Raw genomic sequence first — 24,606 nt, forward strand, 5'->3', positions numbered from 1 at the left:
GCGGCGCACCGCCGCTCAGGACGTGATGTCCTTGCCGGAGAAACGGGCCCATGCGATCGAGCCGAAGAGCACGATGTACGCCCCGAACGCCAGTAGCCCGTCCCGCAGGGCGGCGGTGTCGATCGGGCTGCGCAGGACCGCGTCGAAGTCGGTGAACCAGGTCGGCAGCAGGTACGGGACGATCGGGGCGAGGTCCGGGACGGCCCGGAGCACCTGGCAGACGATGACGAACACCATGGTGCCGGCGATGGCCCCGATGGACACCTCGGTGAACGTCGACAACGCCACCGCGACGGCGGCCAGCGCGGCCATGCCGGCGCCGACGTATCCGACGCTGACGAGGATGCGCAGCAGCCCCTCCGCCATGGAGATGGTGGTGCCCGACAGCAGCGTCACGGACCCGCCGGGGAACAGGATCAGGCCGGTCAGCAGCGCCGACAGCGCCACCACCGCGGTGGCAGCGTAGGCGAAGACGACCGCGTTGAGGTATTTCACCGCCAGGAGCCGCGTGCGCCCGGCCGGTGCGGCCAGCAGGTAGCGCAGCGTCCCCGTGCCCGCCTCCCCCGCGATCGAGTCGCCCGCGACCACGCTGACGACCACCGGCATCAGCAGCAGCACGAGGAAGGAGAACGACAGGAACGTCAGCATGAGGCTGTTGCCGGCGACGTCCTGGATGATGCCGCTCATCTCGCCGTCGCCGCCGGAGCCGGCGGCGATCCAGAGCCCGATGCCGAGGACGATCGGCACGACGCCGAGCACGGCCAGCAGTGCCAGGTTGCGCGGCCGGCGGAACGTCAGGCCCAGCTCCGAGCCGAGCAGCCGCCAGAACGCCCACGTCCTCCTGGCGGGTGGCAGCGGCGAGGCGATCTGCTCGCCGGGCGCCGGTGGCCTGCGTTCGGTGGTGCGCATGGTCTCCGCCACGGGCACCAAGCCCGGTGTGCGGCGGTGCTCGCGGGTCTGCGTCCGGGTGTCAGCCGTCGACATCGAATCCCTCTCCTGTCAGCCCGACGAACACGTCCTCGAGGCTGGGCCGCACGACCGCCAGTCCTCGTACGGCCACGCCGTCCCCCACCAGCGCGGCGTTGATCTTCTCCGGGGCGTGCCCGCCCAGCTCGGCGGTCACCTCTCCGTCGCCCGCCCGCACGTCGGCCAGGCCCAGCGTGCCGAGCGTGCGCGCGGCGCCGGCCGCGTCCGGCGTCTCCACCTTGACGCGGGCGACCCGGCCGCTGCTCAGCGAGGCGATCGTGCCCTGCGCGACGAGCCGGCCGGTACGCATGATCGCCGCGTGCGTGCACATCTGCTCGATCTCGGCCAGCAGGTGGGAGGAGACGAAGACGGTGGTGCCGTCGGCGGCGATCTCCTTGACCAGCGTCCGCACCTCGCGGGTGCCCTGCGGGTCGAGCCCGTTGGTCGGCTCGTCCAGGATGAGCAGCTCGCGCGGCCCCAGCAGCGCGGCCGCGATGGCCAGTCGCTGGCGCATGCCGAGCGAGTAGTTGCGGTACCGCTTGCCCGCGGCGGCCGACAGGCCCACACGCTCGAGCGCGTCGGCCACGCGCCGCTTGGCGGTGGCGCGCTCCGCGGTCGGGTCGGCGGCGTCGAACCGCATGAGGTTGGCCGCGCCCGACAGGTACGGGTAGAAGGCCGGGCCCTCGACCAGCGCCCCCACCAGGGGCAGGGCGTGGGCGACGGGCAGGCCGAGCACGGAGTACGTCCCTTCCGTGGGTGCGACCAGGCCGAGCAGCATGCGGATCGTGGTGGTCTTGCCCGAGCCGTTGGGCCCGAGGAAGCCGAACACCGACCCGCGCGGCACGACCAGGTCGAGCGCGTCCACGGCGACCTGGCCGCCGCGGAAGCGCTTGGTCAGGCCGTGCGTCACGATGGCGGCCGAGTCTCTTTCCGGCCCCGAGGGCGGGGCCGCCCCGAAGGGCGCCCCCGCTTCCTGCGTGATGACGGTCACTTGACGCCCGCCGCCTTGGTGATCTCCTCGGGTGTGACCGCGCCGACCAGGAGGCGGCCGTCGTCGGTCAGCAGGGCGGTGACGAGCTTGGTCTTGATCAGCTTGCCGGAGCCCCACGTGCCGCTCACCGGGGTGGCGGACTTGAGCACGGCGTCCAGCATCGCCGCCGCGTTGCCCTCATCGGATCCCTGCGCGCTCTCGGCCTGCAGGTCCGACAGCTTGAAGGGCACGACCGCGATCCGCGACCAGCCGTCGCCGACCCACTTGGCCTCGCCGGCCACGTCGGCGGCGTGCTCGGCGCGCTCCTCTGCCTTCTGGCCGAAGCCCTCCTCGCCGAGCGTCGCCTCCTCCACCTTGGCGCCCGCGGGCGGGGTGAAGGTGAAGTTCTCGGCCGCCGGCGGGGTGAACGTCACCTGCGTGAAGCCCACCTGGTACGCCGGCTCCGCCGACCCCTTGGCGAACAGCTGCACCTGGAGCGGCACGTACGTCTCGCCGTCGAGCGCGATGCGTACCTCCTGCACCAGCGAGCCCTCGTCCTTGGGCGCCAGCACGAGCTGGTAGGCCGACCGGCCCGCCACCTCGGCTGTGTTGATCACCCGGACGGACGTGTGCTTGTCCACCCCTTCCAGCATCCGCTGCGCCACCTGGGGCGGCGTCAGGTCGGTCGGCTCCGGCAGGGGCGTGGCGGACCGCTGCCCGGATTCCACCTTGACCGTCAACTTGGTCGCGGTGTTGGTGGCGCTGTCCCAGTACCAGGCCTGGTCGCCGTTCACGATCAGGTTGGTCTCGTTCAGCTGGGTCGGCATGGCCACCCGGAACTTCTGGTCGCCGCCGTACCAGACCTTCACCTCGTGGGAGCCGGACAGCAGGCTGAGCGGCGACGTGTCGCCGCCGGTCTGCGGCAGCGCGGGCAGGCCGAGCGACGCGGTCTGCTGCACGGTGCCGGACATCGGCGCGATGCCCTGCTGCTTGCTGGTGGCCGCCGCGGCGTCGGCGAGCAGTTGCTCGGCCGATCGCTCCGGCAGCACGGGTTCGCCGCTCACCGCGGCGATGACGGGGCCGGCGCCGATCGCGGCTCCGATCACGGCTGCGGCCGCGATCGGGACTCCCCACCTCACGAACGTGCCTCTGCGCATCTCACTCCTTAAAGGTATGTCGATGCTTAGAGCCTGCGTGATGCATCCTGTGGCAGACCTGAGACTGTCTGAGACCCCTCTCAGGCTTCTCAGGGTGGTCTCAGCAACGGAACGGGAGAATCACCACATGAGAGTACTTGTCGTCGAGGACGAGCGGCGCATGGCCGCAGCGCTCCAGCGCGGGCTCCAGGCCGAGGGATTCGCCGTTGACCTCGCCCACGACGGCGAAGAAGGGCTGCATGCGGCCAGGCAGGGCGACTACGACGTCGTGGTGCTCGACATCATGCTGCCCCGGCTGTCGGGCTACAACGTGTGCAAGCGGCTGCGCGCGGAGGAGAACTGGGTGCCGATCCTCATGTTGTCGGCCAAGGACGGCGAGTACGACATGGCCGACGGGCTCGACCTCGGGGCCGACGACTACCTGACCAAGCCGTTCTCGTACGTGGTGCTCGTGGCCAGACTGCGGGCGCTGCTGCGGCGCGACGCGGGGCGGCGGCCGGCGGTGCTCACGGCCGGCGACCTGACGCTGGACCCGGCCCGGCGCAAGGTGGAGCGCAGTGGGTCCTCGGTCGAGCTGACGCCGCGGGAGTTCGCGTTGCTGGAGTACCTGATGCGCAGGCGTGACGAGGTGGTGTCGAAGTCGGAGATCCTGGAGCACGTGTGGGACACCTTCGACACCGACCCGAACGTGGTCGAGGTCTACGTCGGCTACCTGCGCCGCAAGATCGACGCCCCGTTCGGCAGGAACGCGCTGCAGACCGTGCGGGGCGCCGGCTACCGGCTGGCAGGCGACGGTGGCTGATCTCATCAGCTCGGGAGCTCCGCTCCCTTCGTCCTCCCCGCTGGTGTGGTGGCGCCGCCAGGGGCTGCGGTTCAGGCTCACGGTGGCGGCCGCGGCGGTGCTCGCGCTGGCGCTCGCGCTGTCGGCGTCGGTGCTGCTCAGCGTGCTGGACCGGGCCCTGATGGACACCGTGGACGAAAGCACCAGGCGGCAGGCGGACGCGGTGCGCGTGGCGGCCGACGCCGGCACGCTGACCAGCCCCATCACCACTCACGACGGCACGATCGTGCAGGTCATCGACGCTCAGGGCCGGATCACGCACGTCACGTACGGCACTGACAGGCTCGTGCCGCTGCTGGACGCCCGGGCCAGGGCGCGGGCACTGCGCGACGGGCAGGCGACGCTGCTGGACGGGCGGCCGTACGCGATCCCCGGGTTCCTGCGGGTGATCGTGCTGAGCGCGGACCGCGGGCAGACGGTGGTGGCGGCCCGGCCCATCGCGGAGATCCAGACCAGCCTCGGCACGGCCGGACGGGTCCTGCTGGTCGGCACGCCGGGGCTGATCGTGCTGCTGGCCGTGGCCAGCTGGCTCATGATCGGCCGGACCCTGCGCCCGATCGCCGCACTGCGCCAGGGCGCGGCCGACATCACGCACACCGCCAGGTCGCGCCGGCTGCCGGTGCCGCAGTCGCGCGACGAGGTGCACTCGCTGGCCACCACCCTCAACGGCATGCTGGCCCGGCTGGAGGAGGCCGAGCAGCGCCAGCGGGCGCTCGTCTCCGACGCCGCGCACGAGCTGCGCAGCCCCCTCGCCAGCATCCGGCTGCAGCTGGAGGTGGCACTGGGTCACCCTGACGGACAGGACTGGCAGGAGACCGCCGAGGGCGTGCTCGAGGACGCGATGCGGCTGTCCAGGCTGGCCGAGGACCTGCTGGCCCTGGCCAGGCTGGACGAGCGCGGCGGTGTGCCGGCCAGGCGCGAGCCGGTCGACCTCGACGAGGTGGTGCGCCAGACCGCCGACAGGTACGCCGAGGCCCGGCTGACCGTCTGCGACCCGGTCGTAGTCCGCGGCGACGCGCTCGACCTGAGCCGTGTGCTGACGAACCTCATGGACAACGCGGTACGTCACACCACCTCCAAGGTGGAGGTGGCGCTGACCGCCGACGGCGTGCTGACCGTGACCGACGACGGTCCCGGCATTGCCGAGCCGGACCGCGAGCGGGTGTTCAACCGCTTCACCAGGCTCGACACCGGGCGCAGCAGGGACGAGGGCGGCGCCGGGCTGGGGCTGGCGATCGTGCGTGAGACCGTGCGGGCGCACGGCGGCACGGTGGTCCTGGAGGACGCCGCGCCTGGATTGCGGGCTGTGGTACGGCTTCCCGTGTCCCGCTGAGAACGCCGCCGAGGCTGTGGCGGCGGGGCCTCGACGACGCCTATGGCGCATCCCCGCAGGGGCACGCCGGCGGGTTCCGGCGAGGTGCGGAAGACAAGGAGCTGAGCGGGCGGCTCATGCGGCTCATATCGTGGGCGGCCCTCAGGGGCACGGCGTCGTCGCCGGGCCCCTCGGGCTCGAGTGATCCGGGCCCGATTGCGTCAGTGCGGTTCGGGGGGTTGGGAAGGGGATCAGCAGGGGGATCATGGAGCGTTCCGAAAAGTGGTCAGGCAGCTGTCCCCTTTTCGGCGGTGGCCAGGAAGTCCTGGGCGATCAGCGGCAGGCGGCGACGGGCGTGCACCACGGCGATGACGCGACGCACGGCGGGTTCGAGCGACCGCACCACGAGACCTGCGCGACCGGCCTGCTCGGCCATGCCGCGGTACCACAGCAGGGACGCCTGGCCGGCGCGTACCGCGTTCAGCCAGCCGTTGCGCTCGTCGGTTTCGAGCACGACCACCGGGGTGACCGCGTACTTGCCGAACATCGCGTCGAGTTCCCTGCGCCGGGTGCTGCCGCGGGCCGGCAGCGCCAGGCGCATGCCGTGCAGTTTGCCCATCGGCACCGGATTGGGCAGTTCGAGGCCGGGTGGGGAGATCAGCACGATCTCCTGGCGTTCGAGTGGGTGCGTGACGAGGTCGGCGGGCACGGGGAGATCGGTGAGCCCGAGATCGGCTCGTTGATCCCGGATCGCGGTGACGACGCCCTCTCGGCCGTCGCAACGCACGATCTGGACGCGTACGCCCGGATGCTCGGCCGTGTAGGCGGGCAACAGCCGCCCGGCAAGGCCGGCCTCGAGGCTGGGCGTCGAGGCGATACGGAGCTCGGCCTCGGTGACGCTGCCGTGGTTGGCCAGGCCCTCGATCTCGTGAACGGCGTCGAGTGCCTCCCTTGCCAGCTTGACCACCCGGCGGCCCTGTGCGGTGACGACCACGCCACGGCCGGAACGAGCGAAGAGCGTCATGCCGAGCTCGCGCTCGAGATCGCGAATCGCGCGAGACAGCGCAGGCTGCGCGATATAGAGCGACCTGGCCGCGTCGGTCATGGTGCGGTGCTCCGCAGTCGCGACCACATAGCGGAGCTGCTGGAGATTCATGCAAAAGAAGCTAGGACACCGCCCGCTCCGCGGAGGGGGAGATAACCGAGATCACCTCGAATGATTTCGGACTGTAACCGAGCACTGCTACATCCGTGACGGGTGATACGTCAGTATGCTTTTGCCCCAAATTTGCCAAGGGTCCGTCAAGTCGCGGCGCCGAGCTAGGCATTACAGACAACCGGGTGAACGGGGAGACACGGTGACAGGGAACGGGCAATATCCACCCCCACCACAAGGGCCAGGCCAGCCACAACGGCCCCCCTCGTTACCATGGCCGCCGCCGGGCCACCGCCAGCCGCAGCCTCAGGGTGGCCACCCGTACGCGCCGCCGCCCCAGGGACCCCCGCCGCAGGCGCGGCCCTACCCCCCGCAGGGCGCTCCTCCGCACGACGGGCTGACGCGCCCGTACACGCAGCAGGTGCCGCCGCCCCCGCCGCCGTACGGGCCACAGTACCGGCAGCCCATGCCTCCTCCTCCCCCTCCACCGCCGCCCCCGATGCCGCCGCGGCAGTGGCATCAGCCGCCGCGCAGGAAGTCGGGCATGGGCGTCGTCGGGGTGCTCGGCATCGTGTTCGGGTCGATGGCGGCGTTGTTCGTGCTGATCGTCATCGGGGCTGTGATGCTCAAGACCTCCTCGCGTTCGGAGACGACGAATCCGGTGGCGATCCCGTCGTACGAGCCGCCCTCGCGCGAGACCGACGACTCCGAGCCCTTCCCCACGCGTACGCGGGAGACCGAGGAGCCCGACACACAGGCCACCCCGCCACCCAAGGTCACGCTCAACACGAGCCTGAGGAATAACACCGTCTACCGGGCGGGCGCGCTGCCCCGGCTCAACTGCCCGGCCGGCAACGCCAGCATCTTCAGCCACAGTCAGCTCAAGGCGCTGATACTGAAGACCGGCAAGTGCATGGACCGGGCGTGGGGGCCGATCCTGCAGAAGCAAGGCATCGCGTTCCGCCCGCCGGGCTACGCGATCGCGGCCGGCCGCGGCAGGGGTGCGTGCGGCGACTACCCGCACGCGGGCAGCATCGTGCCGTACTACTGCCCGCGCAACAGCACGATCTACGCCTCCACCTCGGCCATGGCCAGGGGCAACGGCAACTCCCGCGGCTATGGTGAGATCATCTCCTGGCACGGCGGGATCGTCAGCATGATGGCCCACGAGTACGGCCACCACGTCCAGAACATCACGGGGCTGCTGAACTCGTGGTGGAGCAGCACACTTGACTCCTCCAGCCAAAGCGGCAAGCTGGCGCTCAGCCGGCGGCTGGAGCTGCAGGCCACTTGCTTCGGCGCCATGTGGATGCGGTCGGTGGCGTCGTCGTACCCGGTGAGCATGGCCAACCGGCAGCAACTGTTCTCGTTCTACGGCCAGGTGGGCGACCATCCGGGTTATCCGCGCGACCACGGCTCGCCCCTGAACAACAATCGCTGGTTCCGGCAGGGGTGGGTGAAGAGCAAGGCATACCAGTGCAACACGTGGCTGGCGCCGTCCTCAACGACCTCCTGATGGCAACGTGGCATTCATCTCATGTTGGGCACATGTCTCTGATGTCCAGATATGGGGACTAGAATCCTGGCAATCTTGTGCCCAACGGGGGACAATCGACAGTTTTGCCTGGTAGGCGTGTGAAGGAGCCGGTGTGAGGAAGCGCGATGGGGTCGACACCGTGCCAGGAGGCAGGAAACAGCGTCCCCCGCGCCGTCCGCGTCCGGCACCCGGCTCCCGCGCTCCACGCTTCGCCAAACCGCTGACGACCGCCTCCGTGCTCGGCTGGACCGCTCTGTCCGCCCTCGTGCCCGGCGCCGCACATCTGCGCGCCGGGCATCGCCGTACCGGGATGATCCTCGTCAGTGTGTACGCGGTGATTGTGCTCGGGGTCCTGGCCTACGCCCTGACCCGGGAGAACCTCCTGGAGAGCCTCACCACCTTCGCCGACTCCGGGACGATGGTCACGGTGATCGTCGTCGCCTCGGCGCTCGGGCTCGCCTGGTTCGCGCTCATGATCGTCTCCTACGTGGTGCTCGGCCCGAACCGGCTGAACCAGCAGGGCCAGGTGGTGACCGGAATCGTGGTGGGCCTGTTGTGCGTGACGGTCATGTCGCCCTTCGCCCTGGTCGCCCAGACCGTGGGGACCGCCCGGGGCGCGATCAAGGCGGTCTTCCCCTCCGGGCCTGACTCCGACGGTTCGCCGATCGCCCAGAATCCCGAGGACCCGTGGGGCGGCCGGACCCGGGTGAACTTCCTGCTCGTCGGCGGCGACGCGGCCGGCAACCGCACCGGCGTACGGACCGACAGCATGACCGTGGCCAGCGTGGACGTCAAGACCGGCAACACGGTCCTGTTCAGCCTGCCGCGCAACCTCCAGCACGTGCGCTTCCCGTCGACCTCGCCGCTGGCCCGGCAGTTCCCCAACGGCTTCATGGCCGAGCTGCCGAACGGCGGCCTGCTCAACGAGGTCTGGCAGTACGCCAACGACCACCCGGACATCATGGGCGGCAAGAACAAGGGCCCGCGGGCGCTGATGGACGCCGTCGGCCACACCCTGGGCCTGAAGATCGACTACTACGCCCTGATCAACATGTACGGCTTCGCGGCGCTGGTCGACGCCATCGGCGGCCTGAAGATCCGCGTCGAGCAGGACGTCAAGTGGGGCGGCCTGTACGGCACCGCGGGCACGATCAAGGCAGGCTACCGGAAGCTGACCGGCGAGCAGGCCCTCTGGTACGGCCGCTCCCGCGTGAACAGCGATGACTTCTCCCGCATGGGCCGCCAGCGCTGCGTCATCGGCGCCTTCGCCCAGCAGGCCACACCCACCGTCATTCTGACGAACTTCGGCAAGATCGCCGGTGCGGCCAAGCGCATGGCCCAGACGAACATCCCCGAGCCGCTCGTACAGCCGCTGGTGCAGGTGGCCGTCAAGGTCAAGGACGCCAAGATCACGAGCCTGCAGTTCGTGCCGCCGGAGTTCTGGCCGGGCAGCGCGGACTGGGCGAAGATCCGCCTGGCCGCGAAGAAGGCGATCAATGACTCGATGCGCCCGCGCAAGCAGGCTCAGACGGCCGGCGTCAGCGCTTCGCCCAGCGTCACGGGAGCGTCCCCGACGAGGACCAGCGCGGCCTCGCCCACGCAGACCCCGACCCGCAACAGCCAGAAGGCCGGCGCCAAGTCCCTCGACGAGCTCTGCGGCCTCTGACGACGGCAGTCGTCACACCACGACGGGAAGGCTCTGCGGCCCCCTGACGGTGAGGCTGGACCGCCAGGGCACCCGCTCGGGCGGCACGGCCAGGGCCAGCCCGGGCAGGCGGCGCACGATCCCGTTCAGGGCGGCCCGGCCCGTGAGCCGGGCGAGCATGGCGCCGAGGCAGTAGTGCGGCCCATGGCCGAAGCTCAGGTGTCCGGCGGCGTCCTCCCGGGTGATGTCGAGCCGGTCCGGCTCGGGGAAGCGCCCGGGATCCCGGTTGGCCGCCGCCGACGCCACGAGGATCGGCCGGCCCGCGGGCACGCGTACGCCGCCCAGTTCCATCGGCTCACGGGCGAACCGCCAGGTGGCCACCTCGACCGCGCTGTCGTACCGCAGGAGCTCCTCCACGGCCGCGTCGACCAGCTCCGGCCGCTCGCGCAGCAGCCGTAGCTGAGCCGGGTGCCGCAGCAGCGTCCAGACGCCCAAGCCGATGAGCCCGACCGTGGTCTCGAAGCCGGCCACCAGCAGCAGGAAGATCATCGCCAGCAGCTCGGTCTCGCTCAGCCGCTCCCCGTCATCCGCGGCGGCCGTGATCGCGCTGATGACGTCGTTCCCCGGGTCCCGGCGCTTGGCGTCGGCCAGCTCCCCCACGTACGCCCCGAGCCGCCTCAGCGCCTCCGGTCTGGCCTCGCTGTCGCCCTCGCCGGAGGAGACGACGGCCGTGGTCCACTGCTGGAAGTCCGTACGGTCGGCCGCCGGCACGCCGAGCACGTCGCAGATGGTGGCGAGCTGCAGCGGCGCGGCGAAGTCACCGATCAGGTCACCGCCGGACGTGCGGGCGAGACCGTCGATGAGCGTGTCCACCCGCCGCTCGATCCGCGGCCGCAGGACCTCCAGCCGCCCCGGCGTGAAGTACCGGGAGACCAGGCGCCGCAGCCGGGTGTGCTCGGGCGGGTCCGTGGTGAGCAGGTGGGTGCCGAGTCCCGACCGGTCCTCAAGTGGCCGCCCGCGCCCCGCCTCCTGCCAGTCGGGCGGCGCGAGGCGCGGATCCTTGCTGAGCCGCGGGTCGGCGAGTGCGGCGCGAGCGTCCTCGTAGCGGGTCACGAGCCACCCGTACAGGCCGCTGCGCAGGTTCACGCGGTGCGGCACGCCCCGCTCGCGCAGCCGGGCGTAGGCGGGATAGGGGTCGGCGAGCAGCCCTCGGTCCCCGGGCAGCATTTCCTCCAGCATGCTTAGGCCAGCGCGCGTTTGCGGGGCAGCAGGGCCAGCGCGCCGATGTAGAGAATCGCGGCGACGATGAGCAGCCCCTTGTAGCCGATCACCAGGGCCGCGTACTCGAGGCAGCCGCCCACCATCGCCCCCAGCAGGTTCGCGCCGAAGGAGGTGGTCGCGTCGGCCGTGTCGGCGAAGCGTTTGGCGAAGACGACGTTCGCGGCGAAGATCGGCAGGAACGCCACCGTCACGGCCGCCACCGCGCGCAGGGGCAACGGCAGGGACAGCAGCCACGCGTTCGGGACCAGCCAGGCCAGCAGGAGCCCGGCGAGCAGGATCCCGTACATGACCGGGAGCGGCGGGGTGCGGAAGCGTCGGGTCACCTCGACGGCGGCGAGCACGGCGACCAGCACGCCGGCGAAGACGATGGCGTTGACCACCCACGTGGTGCCGAACAGCAGCGCGAAGCCGGTCACGCTCTTGGTCTCCAGCAGCATGAAGGCCACGCCGAGCAGGAACAGGTCGGCGTACGGCCGCATCCGCTGGTACGGACCCGCCACGACGCGGACGGCGAGGAGGCTGACGATGAGGATCAGGGTGAGCGTGATGACGTAGATCGGCGGGATCGTGGCGTCGTGCAGGTAGAGGAAGGGCCGGTCGTCGTCGGCCGGCTGCGGGGTGCCCGGCGCGGCGCCGGGCCACGCGGAGGCGCAGCGCTGGTCGGCCGCGGTCAGACCGGCGGTGATCACGGCCTGCTGGCCCGCGGTGCTGACGACGTCGACGCAGGGCTTGTGGCTGAAGGCCTGCTGCATGGTCGAGGCCAGGCGGTCGACGAGCCAGCTCTCGCGGTAGTAGTTGTACATCGAGAACGTGCCGCCGGGATTGAGGTGCTCGCGGGCGGCCCGCATGGCCTCCTCGGTGAACAGGTAGCTCTCCAGCCGCAGCGCGCTCGCTCCGGAGACGAGGGTGAGCGAGTCGGGAAGGGCGAAGAGGATCAGGTCGTACTTGTGGGCGGTCTGCTCCAGGAAGGCACGGCCGTCGGTGATGTGGGTGGTGACGCGAGGGTCGTCGTAGGGGCGGTCGGGGTGCAGCGAGCCGCCGAGCTCGCGCAGCTTGGGGTCGATCTCCACGGCGTCGACGTGGCTCGCGCCCTTGGACAGCGCGATCGCCACGTCGGTGCCGCTGCCCGCGCCGACGATGAGGACGTCCTTCGGAGGCTTGGTCGTCCGCTCGTACGGCAGCCCGTACTGGCGCTCCAAGCGCAGGCGAGCGGCGGCGGTCACGGCCCGCTGGTGCGGGATGCCGTTGACGGCGATGTCGATGACGCCGACTCCGGCCTCCTCGAACTTCCTATGCGTGACCTTGTAGTACGGCGACCAGATCGCCCCGGCCGTCAGGGTCTCGGCGAGCAGCACGCCCACCACGACCAGGGAGGGCACGGTCACCAGCCCCACGTAGAGCGCGCGCGGCCGCGGGACCAGCAGCAGGCCGTAGCAGATCGCGGCGATCAGCCCCCAGAAGACCGGCGGCGCGCTCAGGAACGACAGCGCCGTGAACGCCGCGATGCCGGTCAGGCTGCCGATCAGGTCGTAGCGGTAGGCCTCCAGGCGCGGCAGCTCCGGAAAGCAGCGGCCGACGAGCTCGGCCGGCCCCATGAGGATCAGGGCGGCGGCGCAGAAGATGACCGGCAGGATCAGCCACGCGGGCGGTCCGCTGGTGGACAGGCTCGTCCAGTACAGGACGCCCTCGGTGTCCCTGTCGACGGTCACCGGGAAGGTCAGCACGACGACGGCCAGGACGGCGAGCACGATCGGCGAATAGTACGGCTGCCGCTGCGAACGCCCCACGCGCAGGAACCCGAGCCCGATGCCGAGGAACGAGCCGAGCAGCACGAAGTTGGTGAAGTAGCTGAGGTGGACGATGTTGGACCCGGTCCACCGGATCAGCGCCAGCTCGAGGAAGAGCATGAAGGCGCTGGCGAGGACGAGCCTCGGCCGCACCGCCAGCCAGTGAGCCTTCTCGTGGTCATCGACGGGCTTCTGCGCCTGGAGCGTCATGTCGCCCCACCGTAGTGAACGGACCGAAAACAAGGAAGTCTGACGGCCGAGAACAAATGTCGTCCAATTCGCGCCGTTTGAGATGTTCTCGCAGGTCAAACCCCTCGAATGCGCTGGACGCGCACCCCCTGATGGAGGAATGTTGGGAGGTTCCTTCCCTCCAGAACATGTTCGGTGGTGACACATGCGTGTCCTGATCCAGCTCCGTCCCTCCCCCGATCTGGTCGCGGCCGTGGCCGACCCCGGTCAGACGGCCACCACGGCCGACGTGGCCGACGGCCTGCCCGGGGTCGAGCTCGACACGGCCTTCGTCCCCGTGGCCGTGCCGCGGCCCGTTCCCGCGGCCGGCGGCGATCCACTCTCGCTCAACCAGCCGCTCGACTTCTCGCTGGCCGCCGAGGACGCGTCCGTGCTGGTACGCGGCACGATCTCGGACGACGAGCTGGCCTCCAGGGTCACGCTGCTGCCCACGCTCAGACCCGATGTGGTGGGGATCTTCTCCGACCCGGTCATCGAGTCCTCCCCCACCTGCGGGGGCAACCCGCCGGTCGGCGGCTGGCACGACGTCGAGCGGCTGCTGAACGTGGCCGGGCTGCAGGCCGAAGGGCTCGACGGCTCGGGAGTGGCACTGGCCGTGCTCGACACCGGCGTCAACGCCGCCCACACGGCCAGGCAGCTCGGCAGGGCCGTCACCCTCGACGCGCCCCGGTGCTGGAGCCCATCGGGCGTGACCGGTAAACCGGGCGAATTCGAGGTGGATCACGGGACGATGTGCGCGTTCGACGCCCTCATCGCCGCCCCGCAAGCCTCGCTGATCGATATCCCCTTGCTGCTGTCCACCCGGCCGGGCGGCTCGGCCCTCGATGGGCTGCTGTCCGACGCGGTGTCGGCGTTCGCGCACCTGCGTACGGTGCTGGACGCCCAGCCGGCCGCGTCGCGGGCGCTGGTCGTGAGCAACTCGTGGGGGTCGTTCTCGCCCGAGTGGGACTTCCCCGTCGGTCATCCCGGCAACTACTCCGACAGTGCCGCCCATCCGTTCAACCTCATGGTGGCCGCCCTGGACCGGGCGGGGGCCGACGTGCTGTTCGCGGCGGGCAACTGCGGGCAGGAGTGCCCGGACGGCCGGTGCGCCTACCCCAACCGGCCCATCGTGGGCGCCAACTCCCACCCGAAGGCCCTGTCGATCGGCGGCATCGACGTCAACGGCGACCGGGTGGGCTACTCCTCGCAAGGGCCAGGGCGGTTGACCGCCCGCAAGCCCGACGTGTGCGGGTACACGCATTTCCTCGGGTCGGCGGCCTTCGGGAAGGGCGAGCCGGACTCGGGGACGTCGGCGGCGACGCCGGTGGTCGCGGGGCTCGTGGCTGCGGTGCGTACCCGGTGGCCGGCGGCCAAGTTGTCGCCGGCCCAGCTGCGGGCGTTGCTGCGGCGCAGCGCTGAGGACCGGAGCGCGGTGGGGTTCGACTACGACTACGGGTACGGGACCGTGGATCCGGGCGGGATCATGGCGGCGCTCCGGCGACGGGCCAAGAGCACGGCCTGAGCCCCCCACCGCACCTCCCCCGGCACCCCGCCGTACTTCGGCTCGGGTCCCTTTAGGGGATAGGGGACTCCGGCCGGGGTCCCTTCCGGGGATGCGCTCCGGGGAGGTGGCCGAGGAACGCCGGTCGCCGGCGGGCCGCCGAGCCCTAGCAGTGGAGAGCCCTAGGGGTGGAGAGCGGGTTGCCCGGGTCGCGCGTGTGCGCCGGCCCGGGCACACGCCTGCGCGGCCCGGGCACGCCGCTACGACCGGATCAGGCGTTCTCGCGGTTGAACACGCGGGTGCCGATCGTGAGGCTGATCACCGCGAGGACCGCGGTCACCGCGACGCCGACGCCCACAGTGCCGGTCAGGTAGTGCCCGTGGAACAGGTCGCGCAGCGCGTCCAGCACGTACCGGAAGGGGCTGATGTGGGAGATGGCGTCGAGCCAGCCCGGCGCCATCGACATCGGCAGGAACGAGCCGGACAGCAGGATCAGCGGGATCACCGCCGTGGACATCACCGGCGCGAACAACATCTCGTTCATGGTCAGCGCCAGCGCGTACGACAGCGCGGCCAGGCTGATCCCGAGCACGACAATCAGGACGAACCCGGCCACCAGCCCCAGCGCCGGGACACGCAGTCCGAAGGCGAAGGCGACCGCCAGGAGCAGCAGCGTCTGGATGATCAGCGTGACGGCGTTGTTGAGCACCCGCCCGAGCAGCAGCGCCAGGTGGCTGGCAGGGGTGACGCGCATGCGCTCCAGCGCGCCCGTGCGCTTCTCCATGACCACGCCTATGCCGGCCAGCGCCATGCTCATCAGCCCGAGCTGGATGATCAGGCCGGGCACCAGCGTCTCCCACGTGCCGAACGTGGTGAAGATGGGCCCGAACAACACGAGGAACACCATCGGCTGGATCACCCCGAAGATGATCCCGACCTTCTGCTGGAGCGTGACCCGCATGCCGTGGCGGAACAACACCCAGGTGTCGCGGAGCATCAGGCGCCCACCTCCTCGCGCAGCGACCGGCCGGTGATGTCGAGGAACACCTCGTCGAGCGTGCGACCGCCGGCCTTCAGCTCTGCCGGGGTGCCCTCGGCCACGATCCGGCCGTGGTCGATGATCAGCAGCCGGTCGCAGAGCGCGTCGGCCTCGTCGAGGTAGTGGGTGGTGAGGAAGACCGTCATGCCGTGCTCCGCACGCAGCGAGCGGATGTGGTCCCACAGGTTGGCCCGGCTCTGCGGGTCGAGCCCGGTCGTGGGCTCGTCGAGGAAGAGCAGGACGGGATCGTGCAGCAGGGCGAACGCGATGTCGAAGCGGCGTCGCTGACCGCCCGACAGCGTGGCGGCGGCCCTGGACTCCAGGCCTGTGAGCTCCAGCCTGGCCAGGACCTCCCGTGTCCTGGCGGTGGCCTCCTCGCGGCTCAGGCCGTACAGCATGCCCTGGAGTTCGAGCTCGCCCTTCAGCGGCGACATGGGCAGGATGCCGCTGCCCTGGGCCACGTACCCGATGCGCTTGCGCACCTGCCTCTGGTCGTCGAGCAGGTCGTGGCCGGCCACCGTGGCGCTGCCCGAGGTGGGCTTGAGCAGGGTGGTCAGCATGCGCATGGTCGTGGTCTTGCCCGCGCCGTTGGGACCGAGGAAGCCGACGATCTCGCCGGGCTCCACTGTGATGTCCACGCCTTTGACGGCCTCCACGCCGCCGTCGAAGGTCTTCGTCAGATCCGAAGTCACAATCATTTCATCGCCTCCAAAATTTAGGTAACCATAATTTTGGTGTGACTGCAAAACAGGTAGCATGGAGGCATGCAAGAGGGGCTGCGGGAGCGGAAGAAGCGCGAGACCAGGCAGCGCATCGCGGACATCGCGATGGGGCTGTTCATGGCGCGGGGGTTCGACAACGTGACCGTGGCCGAGGTGGCGCAGGCCGCCGACGTGTCGGTCAACACGGTCTTCAACTACTTCAGCACCAAGGAGGACCTGTTCGCCGACCGGCAGCAGATGGCCGTCGACCTACCGCTCCAGGTGATGCGGGAGCGCGAGCCAGGAGAGAGCGTGGTGCGGGCGTTCCGGCGGGACTACCTCGACGCGATCGACAATCGCCACTGGCGCCATGGGCTCAACCTGGGCAGCGACGTGTTCGCCAGGATCGTGGGCGCGAGTCCGGCCCTCGTCGCCCGGATGCGCCAGATCCATGAGGAGCGCGAGGAGGGCCTGGCGCGGCTGCTGGCCGACGAGCTGGACGCCGCGCCGGACGACCTCACACCGCGGCTGGTGGCGGCGCACGTCCTCAACACCGCGCGGATCCTGACCGGCTCCACGGTCGCCAGGATGCTCGCCGGCGAGGAGTGGGAGAGCATCGAGCCCGATCTCAGGGCGCAGGCGGAGGAGGCGTTCGACCTGCTGGAGTCAGGACTCGAGGGCTACGGCCATGGGCCGCTAGTAGCTGCTGCTGGAGAAGCCGCCGGAGATCAGCGCGATGCCGAAGGCGAAGATCAGGAACCCGAAGGTGACGATCATTAGGATGCTGCTGATGATGCCGCAGATGCGTCCTGCCTGGATGTGGCCGCGGTTTTCGTAGGGGTAGCCGCTCTCGTCGATCTCCCGCAGCGCCTTGGTGCCCATCGACCAAGCGAACGGCCCGAGGAAGCTGCACACCACCAGGCTCAGGATGCCGAGCACCAGGATGGTGGTCCCGTTGGGATGCGTGTGAGGCTGCGGGCCGTAGTAGGAGGGTCCTTGGTTCGGATAGGACATGATCGCTCGGGGCCCCCTTGTTTTGCGGCAGTCAGGTGGGTTTTATACCACAGACCCCACCTTGATCATGTTGCGTCATCATGGTACGGCACCTGACCAATCCCCCTAGGAGCCTGCCCCCGTGCGTGAACGCACCCAAGCCATCCTCACCCACCAGCGTTTCCAGCGGTTCATCGTCAGTGTCATCCTGATCAACGCGGCGACGCTGGGTCTGGAGACCTTCCCGGCCGTCGTGGAGCGGCACGGCGCCCTGCTCACCGTGGTCGATCATGTCGCGCTCTACATCTTCGCCGCCGAGCTGCTGGCCAAGCTCTACGTCGAGCGCCTGTCGTTCGTCCGCGATCCGTGGAACATCTTCGACTTCGTGATCGTGGCCAGCGCTTTCGCGCCCTCGTCGGGCGGCCTGTCGGTGCTGCGGGCCCTGCGCATCCTGCGCGCCCTGCGACTGCTGTCGGTGGTGCCGAGCCTGCGCCGGGTGGTGTCGGCGCTGCTGCGGGCCATGCCAGGAATGAGCTCGATCGTCGTGCTGCTGGCTTTGGTGCTGTACGTGGCCGCGGTCATGGCCACCAAGCTCTACGGGCAGACCGATCCCGAGCGTTTCGGCAGCCTGCCGACGTCGCTGTTCACGCTCTTCCAGACGATGACGGGCGACGACTGGGGCAACATCGCCAGGGAAGTGATGGTCCAGCACCCGTCGGCGTGGATCTTCTTCACCGTCTTCATCCTGGTCTGCACGTTCGTGGTGCTGAACCTGTTCATGGCGGTCGTGGTCAACGCCATGGACGAGGAGAACACCGAGGAACTGGCCGCGATCGAGGACACCACGGCGCACACCGAGCGGATCCTGGAGGAGCTGGCCGAGCTGCGCAAGGAGGTCGCCGAGCTACGCCGGCAGGGGTCACTCGGCTGAGCCACCACACCATGCTCGGCGCGGGTCGCCACGCCGAGCATGGTGGAGGCGGCGAAGTCATGGCTAACGGGAATAGAACTCCACCACGAGCTGCTCGTCGACGGGGACCACGATCTGCTCGCGCTCAGGCCGGTGCGTCAGCGTGAAGCGCAGGTCGGCGTGGTCGACGGAGAGGTAGGCGGCGGTGCGCTCGTCGGCGTAGATGCCCTCGGCGGCGGCCACGAACGGCTGCATCTTGCGGGAGCGCTCCCTGACCGTGACGACCTGGCCGGGCTTGACCAGGTAGCTGGGGATGTCCACCTTGCGACCGTCCACGGCGATGTGCCCGTGGTTGATGTACTGCCTGGCGGCGTAGATGGACGGCGCCAGGCCGGCGCGCAGCACGAGCGAGGCGAGGCGACTCTCCAGGATGGTCACCAGTTCGGCGCCCGACGCGCCCGACTTGCGCACGGCGAGGTCCCAGTAGCGGCGCAGCTGCCGCTCCGACACGTCGTAGTACCAGCGCAGCTTCTGCTTCTCCATCAGCCGCAGCCCGTAGTCGCCGGTGCTGCGGCGGTTGGTCTTGCGGCCGTGCTCGCCCGGCGGGTAGGGGCGCTGCTCGAAGTAGCGGACGGCTTTCCTGGTCAGCGGGACGCCCGCGCGACGCGACAGTCGCACCTTGGGACCGGTGTAGCGCACGTTCACCTCAATGTGATTAGGTATTCCTTACTTAGGTAAGGCTAACCTACCAGTTATTTGGAGTCGTCATGCTGCCGATCCCCGAGCGGGTCCGGACCCTCGCCGCGACCGCGAGCGTCGCCAAGCTCTCCGTCGACGGCGCCCCCTCCCCCACTCGCGGCGGCGTGGACGAGCGCGGCCGTCCCGTGCTGCTGGTACTGCCCGGCGAGGCGCTGCACGGCGTCCGCGAGGACGCGGTGGCGGCGGTGAACCTCACGGCGATGCGGCAGCTGGGCGATGCCACCCACCCGCGCGGGCTGCTCGAGGTACAGGGCTGGGCGGAGGCCGTGCCGGAGCGCGAGGCTCGGGCCGCGGCGGTGGCGGTGGCCGCGCACAGTGCGGACGAGAGCCTGTTCGAGGCGCTGGAGCGGTTCGGGGAGCGGGACGCGCCCCGGCTGCTGCGCCTGGACGTGGGCCAGGTGGTCTATCTGACCGGGCAGGAGTCGGGGCTGCTGGACGCCGACGACTACCTGGGCGCGGCGCCCGACCCGCTGACCGACACGGCCGAGCGGGTGCTCGCCCACGTCAACGCCTCGCACCGGCCCCAGCTGACCACCGGTGTCTCGCGGCAACTCGGGGAGCAGCCCGGCGAGGTGTGGCTGTGGGAGCTGGACCGGTTCGGCGCGACGGTACGGGTGGACGAGGCGCTGGTGCGCTTCCAGTGGCCGACACCGGCGAACACCACCCTCTGCCTGGAAACGGCCCTGCGCGGCCTCCTGTGCTCCTGTTAATCACGGTTCGATGTGGATTAAACGGACATCTCTTTACATAGGCCATAGGAGTGCTTGCGCGTCTCTAGCATTTCCTGCGTGAGTGAAGCGCATGGACCATCCGGCACGGCCGTCTTCGTCGATCAGAGCGGCCGGCGCAGGCGGGTGCTGGTGATCGCCGGAGTGCTGCTCGGCACGCTGATGCTGGCCATGGCCGCCGTGCTGATCGGTGGCGCGTTCAGCACGACCAGGCTGGACGCCGTCGACTGGCCGGAGGGCGGGAACGGCGCGCCAGAGAAGTCCGTGCCAGCCGCGACCACGTCGAGCCCGACACCCTCGCAGACGCCCCGGCTCATCAGGTCGGTCACGCCCACGGCACAGGCCTCGCCGACGCCCCAGCGCACGTCGACGCCGACGCCCACGCGGACCAGGACCGGGATCGTGCGGCCGAGCGCGAGCTCGTCCGCCACGCCGACCTCCGAGGCGACGACGTCCGCCCCGGCCACCGCCGACCCGACGGCGACCGAGACCGAGCGCACCCCACCCGGCCAGACGCGGCAGCCCCCGGGCCTGGACAAGACGCAGGGCCCCAAGAGGTGAGCCAGCCGGACACCCACGTGTGGCCGGTCGAGCCCGTCTCGCCGGTCACGCACCGCGCCAGGCAGGCCGACCCGCGCGGTCACTGGTTCCTCGTGGTGGTCGCCATGCTGCTGATGACCTTCGCGCTCGTCCTGCACGGGTACGCCACAAACGACGTGGGCGAGACGCACGCCGCGCCCGCCGGCCCCGCTTCCTCGCCCGACCTCGACCGAGTACATCGCGGCGGCCCTGTGGTGAACACGACCGGCCAGGGCCCGAGCAGTCTGCGCATGCCCGCGCGGACGGTCGCGCTCACGTTCGACGACGGGCCGGATCCCTTGTGGACTCCCCGGCTGCTCGACGTGCTCAAACGGCACGGCGCGAAGGCGACGTTCTTCGCGGTGGGCGCCCGCGTCGCCGAGAACCCCGACCTGGCAAGGCGCATCATCGACGAGGGCCACGAGCTGGGCAACCACACCTACGCGCACGCGGACCTGACCGGCGTCCCGGCGTGGCGGCTGAGCATGGAGGTGTCGCTCACGCAGAAGGTCATCGCGGGCGCGACCGGGGTGCACACGAGGCTGGTGCGGCCGCCGTACTCCTCCACGCCGGACTCCGTCACCTCCGCCCAGTGGCACGCGCTGCGCGCGCTCGGCGCCGACGGCTACGTCGTGGCGCTCACCGACCTGGACACCAAGGACTGGAGCCGGCCGGGCACGGGACAGATCGTCCGGGCCGGCACGCCCACGCGGGGACGCGGCGCGATCGTCATGCTGCACGACTCCGGCGGCGACCGGAGCCAGACGGTGGAGGCCGTGGATCAGCTGCTCAGCCGGCTGAGGTGGCAGGGCTACCGGGCTGTCACATTGACCGAAGGGCTGGGGCTGGGCTCGGCGTACGTGCCGGCGGGCACCCTGGACCAGGTCATCGGCACAGGGCTGAGCGTGGCCCAGCGGGCGTCCACGGCGTTCGCCGGGTCCCTGACGTGGATCCTGACCGCCGCGGGCGTGCTCACGCTGGCCAGGCTGCTGTTCTTCCTGGTCCTGGCCTGGGCGCACGTGCGGCGGGTACGCGGAGGCAGGCGGCGGGTAGGGCGGGCCCCTCCGTGGCCGTCGCCGCCGCCGGTCAGCGTGATCGTCCCGGCCTACAACGAGGCGGCCGGGATCGAGGCGGCGGTGTTGTCGCTGGTCACTACCGGTTACCGGGGCGAGGTCGAGGTCATCGTGGTGGACGACGGCTCCACCGACGACACTGCGGCCAGGGCCGCCGCGCTCGGCCTGCCGGGCGTGCGCGTGATCAGGCAGCAGAACGGCGGCAAGCCCTCGGCGCTGAACACCGGCATCGCGTACGCCGCCCACGACCTTGTGATCATGGTGGACGGCGACACCGTGTTCCAGCCGGACACGATCGGCCACCTGATTGCGCCGCTGAGTGACCCGAACGTGGGCGCGGTCAGCGGCAACACCAAGGTCGGCAACCGGCGCGGCCTGCTCGGGCGCTGGCAGCACATCGAGTACGTGATCGGCTTCAACCTGGACCGGCGGGCGTTCGACCTGCTGGGCTGCATGCCGACCGTGCCGGGCGCGATCGGCGCCTTCCGGCGGGCCGCGCTGCAGTCCGTCGGCGGGCTCAGCGTGGACACGCTGGCCGAGGACACCGACCTGACGATGGCCATCTGCCGCAGGGGATGGCGCGTGGTCTACGAGGAGAAGGCGCTGGCCTGGACGGAGGCGCCGACCTCACTCCGGCAGCTGTGGCGGCAGCGGTACCGCTGGTGCTACGGAACGCTCCAGGCCATGTGGAAGCACCGGCGGGCGATGGCCGAGCGGGGGACGTTCGGTCGGCGTGGACTGGGTTACCTGGCGCTGTTCCAGGTGGTGCTGCCGCTGCTCGCGCCGGTGGTGGATGTGATGGCCCTCTACAGCGTGCTCATGGGCGATCCGCTGCCGGTGGTGGCGGTCTGGGCCGGGTTCGTGGTGGTCCAGGCGCTCACGGGGTGGTACGCGCTGCGGCTCGACAAGGAGCGGGCGCGGGTGTTGTGGGCGTTGCCCCTGCAGCAGTTCGTGTATCGGCAGCTGATGTACCTGGTGGTCATCCAGTCCCTCGCCACCGCCCTACTGGGCACCCGCCTCCCCTGGCAGACCATCCGCCGCGAGGGGATTTTCTCCTCCTAAATCCCAAGATCCTCCTCTTTTACGGTCGCCCAGCGGCACCGCACGCGCCGTCGTCCCTTCCGTCTGTCATGGCCGGTCGTGAAGGCTCACGGGTTGCTCGCCGTGACGGAGCGGCAACTTGGCCTGGTTCCGTGGGGAAGAGCTTGCCGATTTCTATGGAATGAAGCATTCCGTTCTGTTAGTATTGGAACAGAACAAGCCGTTCCGATCCAGGAGGCAGAGATGACCGCCCTCGACATCCGACCGGTGCAGGCGCCCGTCGAGCCGACGCCCTACCGGTGGCGTTGGCCCGCGCTCGCGGTGATCCTCGCCGGCTCGGTGATGGAGCTGCTCGACGCCACCGTCACCAACATCGCGGGCCCCACGATGCGCGCCGAGCTCGGCGGCGGCGCCTCGCTCATCCAGTGGCTCGGGGCGGCCTACACGCTGGCCATGACGGCGGGGCTGCTGACCGGCGGGCGGCTGGGCGACATCGTCGGCCGCAAGCGCATGTTCCTCATCGGGGTCGCCGGGTTCACGATCGGTTCGCTGCTGTGCGCGCTCGCCTTCTCGCCCGAGACCATCATCGCGGCCAGGATCGTGCAGGGGTTGTTCGGGGCGGCGATGATCCCTCAGGGCATGGGGCTGATGAAGGAGATGTTCCCGCCCAAGGAGCTGGCGGCGGCGATGGGGCTGTTCGGGCCGGTCATGGGGTTGTCCGCGGTGGGCGGGCCGATCCTGGCGGGCGTGCTGACGAGCGTCGACTGGCGGCTCATCTTCGTGATCAACCTGCCGATCGGCTTGGTCGCCGCGCTGGCCGCCCTGCGGTTCCTGCCCGGCTCGCGACCCGCCGGGGGCGTGCGGCTGGACCTGGTGGGGGCGCTGCTGGCCTCGGCGGGCACCGTGCTGATCGTGTTCCCCCTGGTGCAGGGTGGCGAGCACGGGTGGCCGGCGTGGTCGTTCGCCATGATGGCCGCCTCGGGCGCGGTGTTCGGGCTCTTCGCCGCCTACGAGCGGCGCAAGGCCGCACGCGGCGGCGACCCGCTGGTGGCGCCGAGCCTGTTCCGCAAGCGGGCGTTCGTGTCCGGCATGGCGACCGGCACCATCTACTTCGCCGCGTTCGCCGGGGTCTTCCTCGTGATCGGGCTCTACACGCAGCTCGGCTTGGGGTACTCCCCGCTCAAGGCGGCAATGACCGGTGTCCCCTCGTCGCTAGGCATGATCGCGGGCATGGGCGTGGCGCAGGCGACCGCGCGGCACGGCCGCAAGGTGCTGCTGGCCGGCGCGCTGGTCATGGCGCTCGGCGTGGCCGGCGTGATCGCCATCGCCTCGCCAGGCGTCTCCCCCTGGCAACTGGCCCCGATGCTCGCGGTGACCGGCCTGGGGAGCGGGCTCATCATGACGCCGTACTTCGGCATCGTGATGGCCGCGGTGGAGCCCGGCGAGACCGGCTCGGCGTCCGGCACGCTGACGGCGTTGCAGCAGGTCGGCGGCGCGCTGGGGCTGGCCCTGCTGGGCACGGTGTACTTCGGCACGGGCAGCGTGCAGGTCACGATGGGGGTGGCGGCCGGGATGATCGCCGCGACCTTCGCCGTCGGGCTGCTGCTGCCGAAGAAGGGCAGTGAGGACGCGGCCCTCACCCACTGAGGACCCCATCCCGGCGCGGCCCCCGTCTCTTAGGGGGCCGCGCCGTCCTTGTGTGCCGCCCTTGCCTGTTCCATGCCGGCGAGGAGGTAGCCGAGGCCCTCGTCGAAGGTGGCGTCCCATTCGTGGTCGAGGCCGTGCTCGGCGAGTGCCGGGTAGCGGTCGGCGCGCTCGCGCAGGAACGCGCCGGTGTCCTCGTCGTCCCGGTCCTGCCAGGTGACCTGCATGACGACCGAGCCCATGACGTAGTTGGAGAGGCTGTAGGCGGCGGCCTTGGGCGCGGCGAAACCCGCGGCGGTCAGGGTCCGGTAGAGGAACTCGGTGCGTTCGAGCGCGTTCGGGCCCATGAGCGGGCGGTCCAGGATGGTGGCCGACCACGGGTGGCGTAGCAGGGCCGCGCGCCAGCCGCCGATCAGCTCACGCGCGGCCTCCTGCCAGCCGGCGGCCGGCTCCGGCAGCCGTACCTCGCCGAAGACGGCGTCCAGGGCCAGGTCCAGGACGTCGTCCTTGGTCTTGACGTGCCAGTAGAGGGTGGTCGAGCCGGTGTCCAGCCGGTCGGCCAGGCGGCGCATGGTGAGCCGGTCCGCGCCCTCCTCGTCGAGCAGCGCGACCGCCTCGGCCACAATCCGCTCCAGCGTCAGCGTCTGCCTCGGCGCCTTACGGGGGCGCGACCACACGTTCTCCACGGGCCTGATAATACGTTGTACGAGTAACCGGATCGATGGTCTAGTAGTAGAACGGTGATCTAGCGGAGG

The 24,606-nt window shown here is 70.5% G+C and carries 22 protein-coding genes; 11 read left to right on the top strand and 11 right to left on the bottom strand.

Going from position 1 to position 24,606, the window contains the following annotated elements:
• Nucleotides 1–15 precede the first annotated feature (15 nt).
• Genes ACTWPT_RS19030 through ACTWPT_RS19040 form a run of 3 tightly spaced genes read right to left on the bottom strand, consistent with a single transcriptional unit; the run spans nt 16 to nt 3,093 of the window.
• Nucleotides 16–984 (bottom strand): ABC transporter permease, encoded by a 969-nt coding sequence (locus ACTWPT_RS19030; protein WP_443178746.1) that lies wholly within the window; start codon nt 982–984, stop codon nt 16–18.
• Nucleotides 971–1,957 carry an ATP-binding cassette domain-containing protein gene (locus ACTWPT_RS19035; RefSeq protein ID WP_443178747.1) on the bottom strand — a complete coding sequence of 329 codons (987 nt, stop codon included), beginning with the start codon at nt 1,955–1,957 and terminating at the stop codon, nt 971–973. The genes ACTWPT_RS19030 and ACTWPT_RS19035 overlap by 14 nt, the downstream gene beginning before the upstream one ends.
• Nucleotides 1,954–3,093, bottom strand: coding sequence for a LolA family protein (locus ACTWPT_RS19040; protein WP_443178748.1), 1,140 nt, complete (start codon nt 3,091–3,093; stop codon nt 1,954–1,956). The genes ACTWPT_RS19035 and ACTWPT_RS19040 overlap by 4 nt, the downstream gene beginning before the upstream one ends.
• 127 nt (nt 3,094–3,220) lie before the next feature.
• On the opposite strand from ACTWPT_RS19040, the gene ACTWPT_RS19045 reads away from it, so the two are divergent.
• The gene (locus ACTWPT_RS19045; RefSeq protein WP_443178749.1) at nt 3,221–3,895 is read left to right on the top strand and encodes a response regulator transcription factor; all 675 of its coding nucleotides are present in this window, start codon (nt 3,221–3,223) and stop codon (nt 3,893–3,895) included.
• Nucleotides 3,888–5,267, top strand: a complete 1,380-nt coding sequence (locus tag ACTWPT_RS19050) for a sensor histidine kinase (protein ID WP_443178750.1) — start codon at nt 3,888–3,890, stop codon at nt 5,265–5,267. Before ACTWPT_RS19045 ends, ACTWPT_RS19050 begins: the two co-directional genes overlap by 8 nt.
• Nucleotides 5,268–5,532: 265 nt before the next feature.
• Here ACTWPT_RS19050 and ACTWPT_RS19055 read toward each other — a convergent pair whose 3' ends face one another.
• Nucleotides 5,533–6,402, bottom strand: a complete 870-nt coding sequence (locus ACTWPT_RS19055; RefSeq protein ID WP_443178751.1) for a LysR family transcriptional regulator — start codon at nt 6,400–6,402, stop codon at nt 5,533–5,535.
• Nucleotides 6,403–6,946: 544 nt separating this feature from the next.
• On the opposite strand from ACTWPT_RS19055, the gene ACTWPT_RS19060 reads away from it, so the two are divergent.
• Together ACTWPT_RS19060 and ACTWPT_RS19065 are read left to right on the top strand one after the other, a co-directional pair.
• A complete protein-coding gene (locus ACTWPT_RS19060) occupies nt 6,947–7,918 on the top strand; it encodes a neutral zinc metallopeptidase (protein ID WP_443178752.1) in 972 nt (323 codons plus the stop codon).
• Nucleotides 7,919–8,051: 133 nt separating this feature from the next.
• On the top strand, nt 8,052–9,605 hold the full coding sequence (locus ACTWPT_RS19065) for an LCP family protein (protein ID WP_443178753.1): 1,554 nt from the start codon (nt 8,052–8,054) through the stop codon (nt 9,603–9,605).
• Between the two features lie 12 nt (nt 9,606–9,617).
• On the opposite strand, the gene ACTWPT_RS19070 is transcribed toward ACTWPT_RS19065, so the two are convergent.
• The gene (locus ACTWPT_RS19070) at nt 9,618–10,811 is read right to left on the bottom strand and encodes a cytochrome P450 family protein (protein ID WP_443178754.1); all 1,194 of its coding nucleotides are present in this window, start codon (nt 10,809–10,811) and stop codon (nt 9,618–9,620) included.
• 14 nt (nt 10,812–10,825) lie between these two features.
• Nucleotides 10,826–12,862, bottom strand: coding sequence for a spermidine synthase (locus ACTWPT_RS19075; RefSeq protein ID WP_443178755.1), 2,037 nt, complete (start codon nt 12,860–12,862; stop codon nt 10,826–10,828).
• Between the two features lie 184 nt (nt 12,863–13,046).
• On the opposite strand from ACTWPT_RS19075, the gene ACTWPT_RS19080 reads away from it, so the two are divergent.
• A complete protein-coding gene (locus tag ACTWPT_RS19080; RefSeq protein ID WP_443178756.1) occupies nt 13,047–14,405 on the top strand; it encodes a S8 family peptidase in 1,359 nt (452 codons plus the stop codon).
• A gap of 250 nt (nt 14,406–14,655) precedes the next feature.
• Here ACTWPT_RS19080 and ACTWPT_RS19085 read toward each other — a convergent pair whose 3' ends face one another.
• Entirely contained in the window at nt 14,656–15,381 is a 726-nt protein-coding gene (locus ACTWPT_RS19085) for an ABC transporter permease (protein WP_443178757.1), read from the bottom strand.
• Complete coding sequence (locus ACTWPT_RS19090) at nt 15,381–16,121, bottom strand: ABC transporter ATP-binding protein (RefSeq protein WP_443178758.1); 741 nt, start codon at nt 16,119–16,121, stop codon at nt 15,381–15,383. The genes ACTWPT_RS19085 and ACTWPT_RS19090 overlap by 1 nt, the downstream gene beginning before the upstream one ends.
• Before the next feature lie 66 nt (nt 16,122–16,187).
• Between ACTWPT_RS19090 and ACTWPT_RS19095 the strand changes: the two genes are divergently transcribed.
• Nucleotides 16,188–16,904, top strand: coding sequence for a TetR/AcrR family transcriptional regulator (locus tag ACTWPT_RS19095; RefSeq protein WP_443178759.1), 717 nt, complete (start codon nt 16,188–16,190; stop codon nt 16,902–16,904).
• On the opposite strand, the gene ACTWPT_RS19100 is transcribed toward ACTWPT_RS19095, so the two are convergent.
• On the bottom strand, nt 16,821–17,138 hold the full coding sequence (locus tag ACTWPT_RS19100) for a DUF4190 domain-containing protein (RefSeq protein WP_443178760.1): 318 nt from the start codon (nt 17,136–17,138) through the stop codon (nt 16,821–16,823). The genes ACTWPT_RS19095 and ACTWPT_RS19100 overlap by 84 nt on opposite strands.
• Nucleotides 17,139–17,259: 121 nt before the next feature.
• On the opposite strand from ACTWPT_RS19100, the gene ACTWPT_RS19105 reads away from it, so the two are divergent.
• Nucleotides 17,260–18,048 carry an ion transporter gene (locus ACTWPT_RS19105; protein ID WP_443178761.1) on the top strand — a complete coding sequence of 263 codons (789 nt, stop codon included), beginning with the start codon at nt 17,260–17,262 and terminating at the stop codon, nt 18,046–18,048.
• 63 nt (nt 18,049–18,111) lie between these two features.
• Here ACTWPT_RS19105 and rpsD read toward each other — a convergent pair whose 3' ends face one another.
• Entirely contained in the window at nt 18,112–18,726 is a 615-nt protein-coding gene (rpsD, locus tag ACTWPT_RS19110) for a 30S ribosomal protein S4 (RefSeq protein ID WP_443178793.1), read from the bottom strand.
• A 68-nt stretch (nt 18,727–18,794) separates the two neighbouring features.
• Here rpsD and ACTWPT_RS19115 point away from each other — a divergent pair, with 68 nt between their 5' ends.
• From ACTWPT_RS19115 to ACTWPT_RS19130, 4 genes are all read left to right on the top strand, one after another.
• Nucleotides 18,795–19,496: a DUF2470 domain-containing protein gene (locus tag ACTWPT_RS19115; protein ID WP_443178762.1), complete on the top strand. Its 702-nt coding sequence runs from the start codon at nt 18,795–18,797 to the stop codon at nt 19,494–19,496.
• A 78-nt stretch (nt 19,497–19,574) separates the two neighbouring features.
• Nucleotides 19,575–20,075, top strand: coding sequence for a hypothetical protein (locus tag ACTWPT_RS19120; protein ID WP_443178763.1), 501 nt, complete (start codon nt 19,575–19,577; stop codon nt 20,073–20,075).
• Nucleotides 20,072–22,228, top strand: coding sequence for a bifunctional polysaccharide deacetylase/glycosyltransferase family 2 protein (locus ACTWPT_RS19125; protein ID WP_443178764.1), 2,157 nt, complete (start codon nt 20,072–20,074; stop codon nt 22,226–22,228). The genes ACTWPT_RS19120 and ACTWPT_RS19125 overlap by 4 nt, the downstream gene beginning before the upstream one ends.
• A gap of 222 nt (nt 22,229–22,450) precedes the next feature.
• Nucleotides 22,451–23,854 carry an MFS transporter gene (locus ACTWPT_RS19130; RefSeq protein WP_443178765.1) on the top strand — a complete coding sequence of 468 codons (1,404 nt, stop codon included), beginning with the start codon at nt 22,451–22,453 and terminating at the stop codon, nt 23,852–23,854.
• Between the two features lie 29 nt (nt 23,855–23,883).
• Here ACTWPT_RS19130 and ACTWPT_RS19135 read toward each other — a convergent pair whose 3' ends face one another.
• On the bottom strand, nt 23,884–24,537 hold the full coding sequence (locus ACTWPT_RS19135; RefSeq protein ID WP_443178766.1) for a TetR/AcrR family transcriptional regulator: 654 nt from the start codon (nt 24,535–24,537) through the stop codon (nt 23,884–23,886).
• Nucleotides 24,538–24,606 lie beyond the last annotated feature (69 nt).

Source organism: Nonomuraea sp. 3N208, from assembly GCF_052245935.1.
Taxonomy (GTDB): Bacteria; Actinomycetota; Actinomycetes; order Streptosporangiales; family Streptosporangiaceae; genus Nonomuraea.

What these genes read in the sequence shown, in the direction of transcription:
- ACTWPT_RS19060 (WP_443178752.1), top strand. Translation starts at nt 6,947, where the DNA reads ATGGGCGTCGTCGGGGTGCTCGGCATCGTGTTCGGGTCGATGGCGGCG.
- ACTWPT_RS19095 (WP_443178759.1), top strand. Translation starts at nt 16,188, where the DNA reads ATGCAAGAGGGGCTGCGGGAGCGGAAGAAGCGCGAGACCAGGCAGCGC.
- ACTWPT_RS19115 (WP_443178762.1), top strand. Translation starts at nt 18,795, where the DNA reads ATGCTGCCGATCCCCGAGCGGGTCCGGACCCTCGCCGCGACCGCGAGC.
- ACTWPT_RS19045 (WP_443178749.1), top strand. Translation starts at nt 3,221, where the DNA reads ATGAGAGTACTTGTCGTCGAGGACGAGCGGCGCATGGCCGCAGCGCTC.
- ACTWPT_RS19090 (WP_443178758.1), bottom strand. Translation starts at nt 16,121, where the DNA reads ATGATTGTGACTTCGGATCTGACGAAGACCTTCGACGGCGGCGTGGAG.
- ACTWPT_RS19075 (WP_443178755.1), bottom strand. Translation starts at nt 12,862, where the DNA reads ATGACGCTCCAGGCGCAGAAGCCCGTCGATGACCACGAGAAGGCTCAC.
- ACTWPT_RS19055 (WP_443178751.1), bottom strand. Translation starts at nt 6,402, where the DNA reads ATGAATCTCCAGCAGCTCCGCTATGTGGTCGCGACTGCGGAGCACCGC.
- ACTWPT_RS19085 (WP_443178757.1), bottom strand. Translation starts at nt 15,381, where the DNA reads ATGCTCCGCGACACCTGGGTGTTGTTCCGCCACGGCATGCGGGTCACG.
- ACTWPT_RS19130 (WP_443178765.1), top strand. Translation starts at nt 22,451, where the DNA reads ATGACCGCCCTCGACATCCGACCGGTGCAGGCGCCCGTCGAGCCGACG.
- ACTWPT_RS19030 (WP_443178746.1), bottom strand. Translation starts at nt 984, where the DNA reads ATGTCGACGGCTGACACCCGGACGCAGACCCGCGAGCACCGCCGCACA.
- ACTWPT_RS19100 (WP_443178760.1), bottom strand. Translation starts at nt 17,138, where the DNA reads ATGTCCTATCCGAACCAAGGACCCTCCTACTACGGCCCGCAGCCTCAC.
- ACTWPT_RS19070 (WP_443178754.1), bottom strand. Translation starts at nt 10,811, where the DNA reads ATGCTGCCCGGGGACCGAGGGCTGCTCGCCGACCCCTATCCCGCCTAC.
- ACTWPT_RS19040 (WP_443178748.1), bottom strand. Translation starts at nt 3,093, where the DNA reads ATGCGCAGAGGCACGTTCGTGAGGTGGGGAGTCCCGATCGCGGCCGCA.
- ACTWPT_RS19080 (WP_443178756.1), top strand. Translation starts at nt 13,047, where the DNA reads ATGCGTGTCCTGATCCAGCTCCGTCCCTCCCCCGATCTGGTCGCGGCC.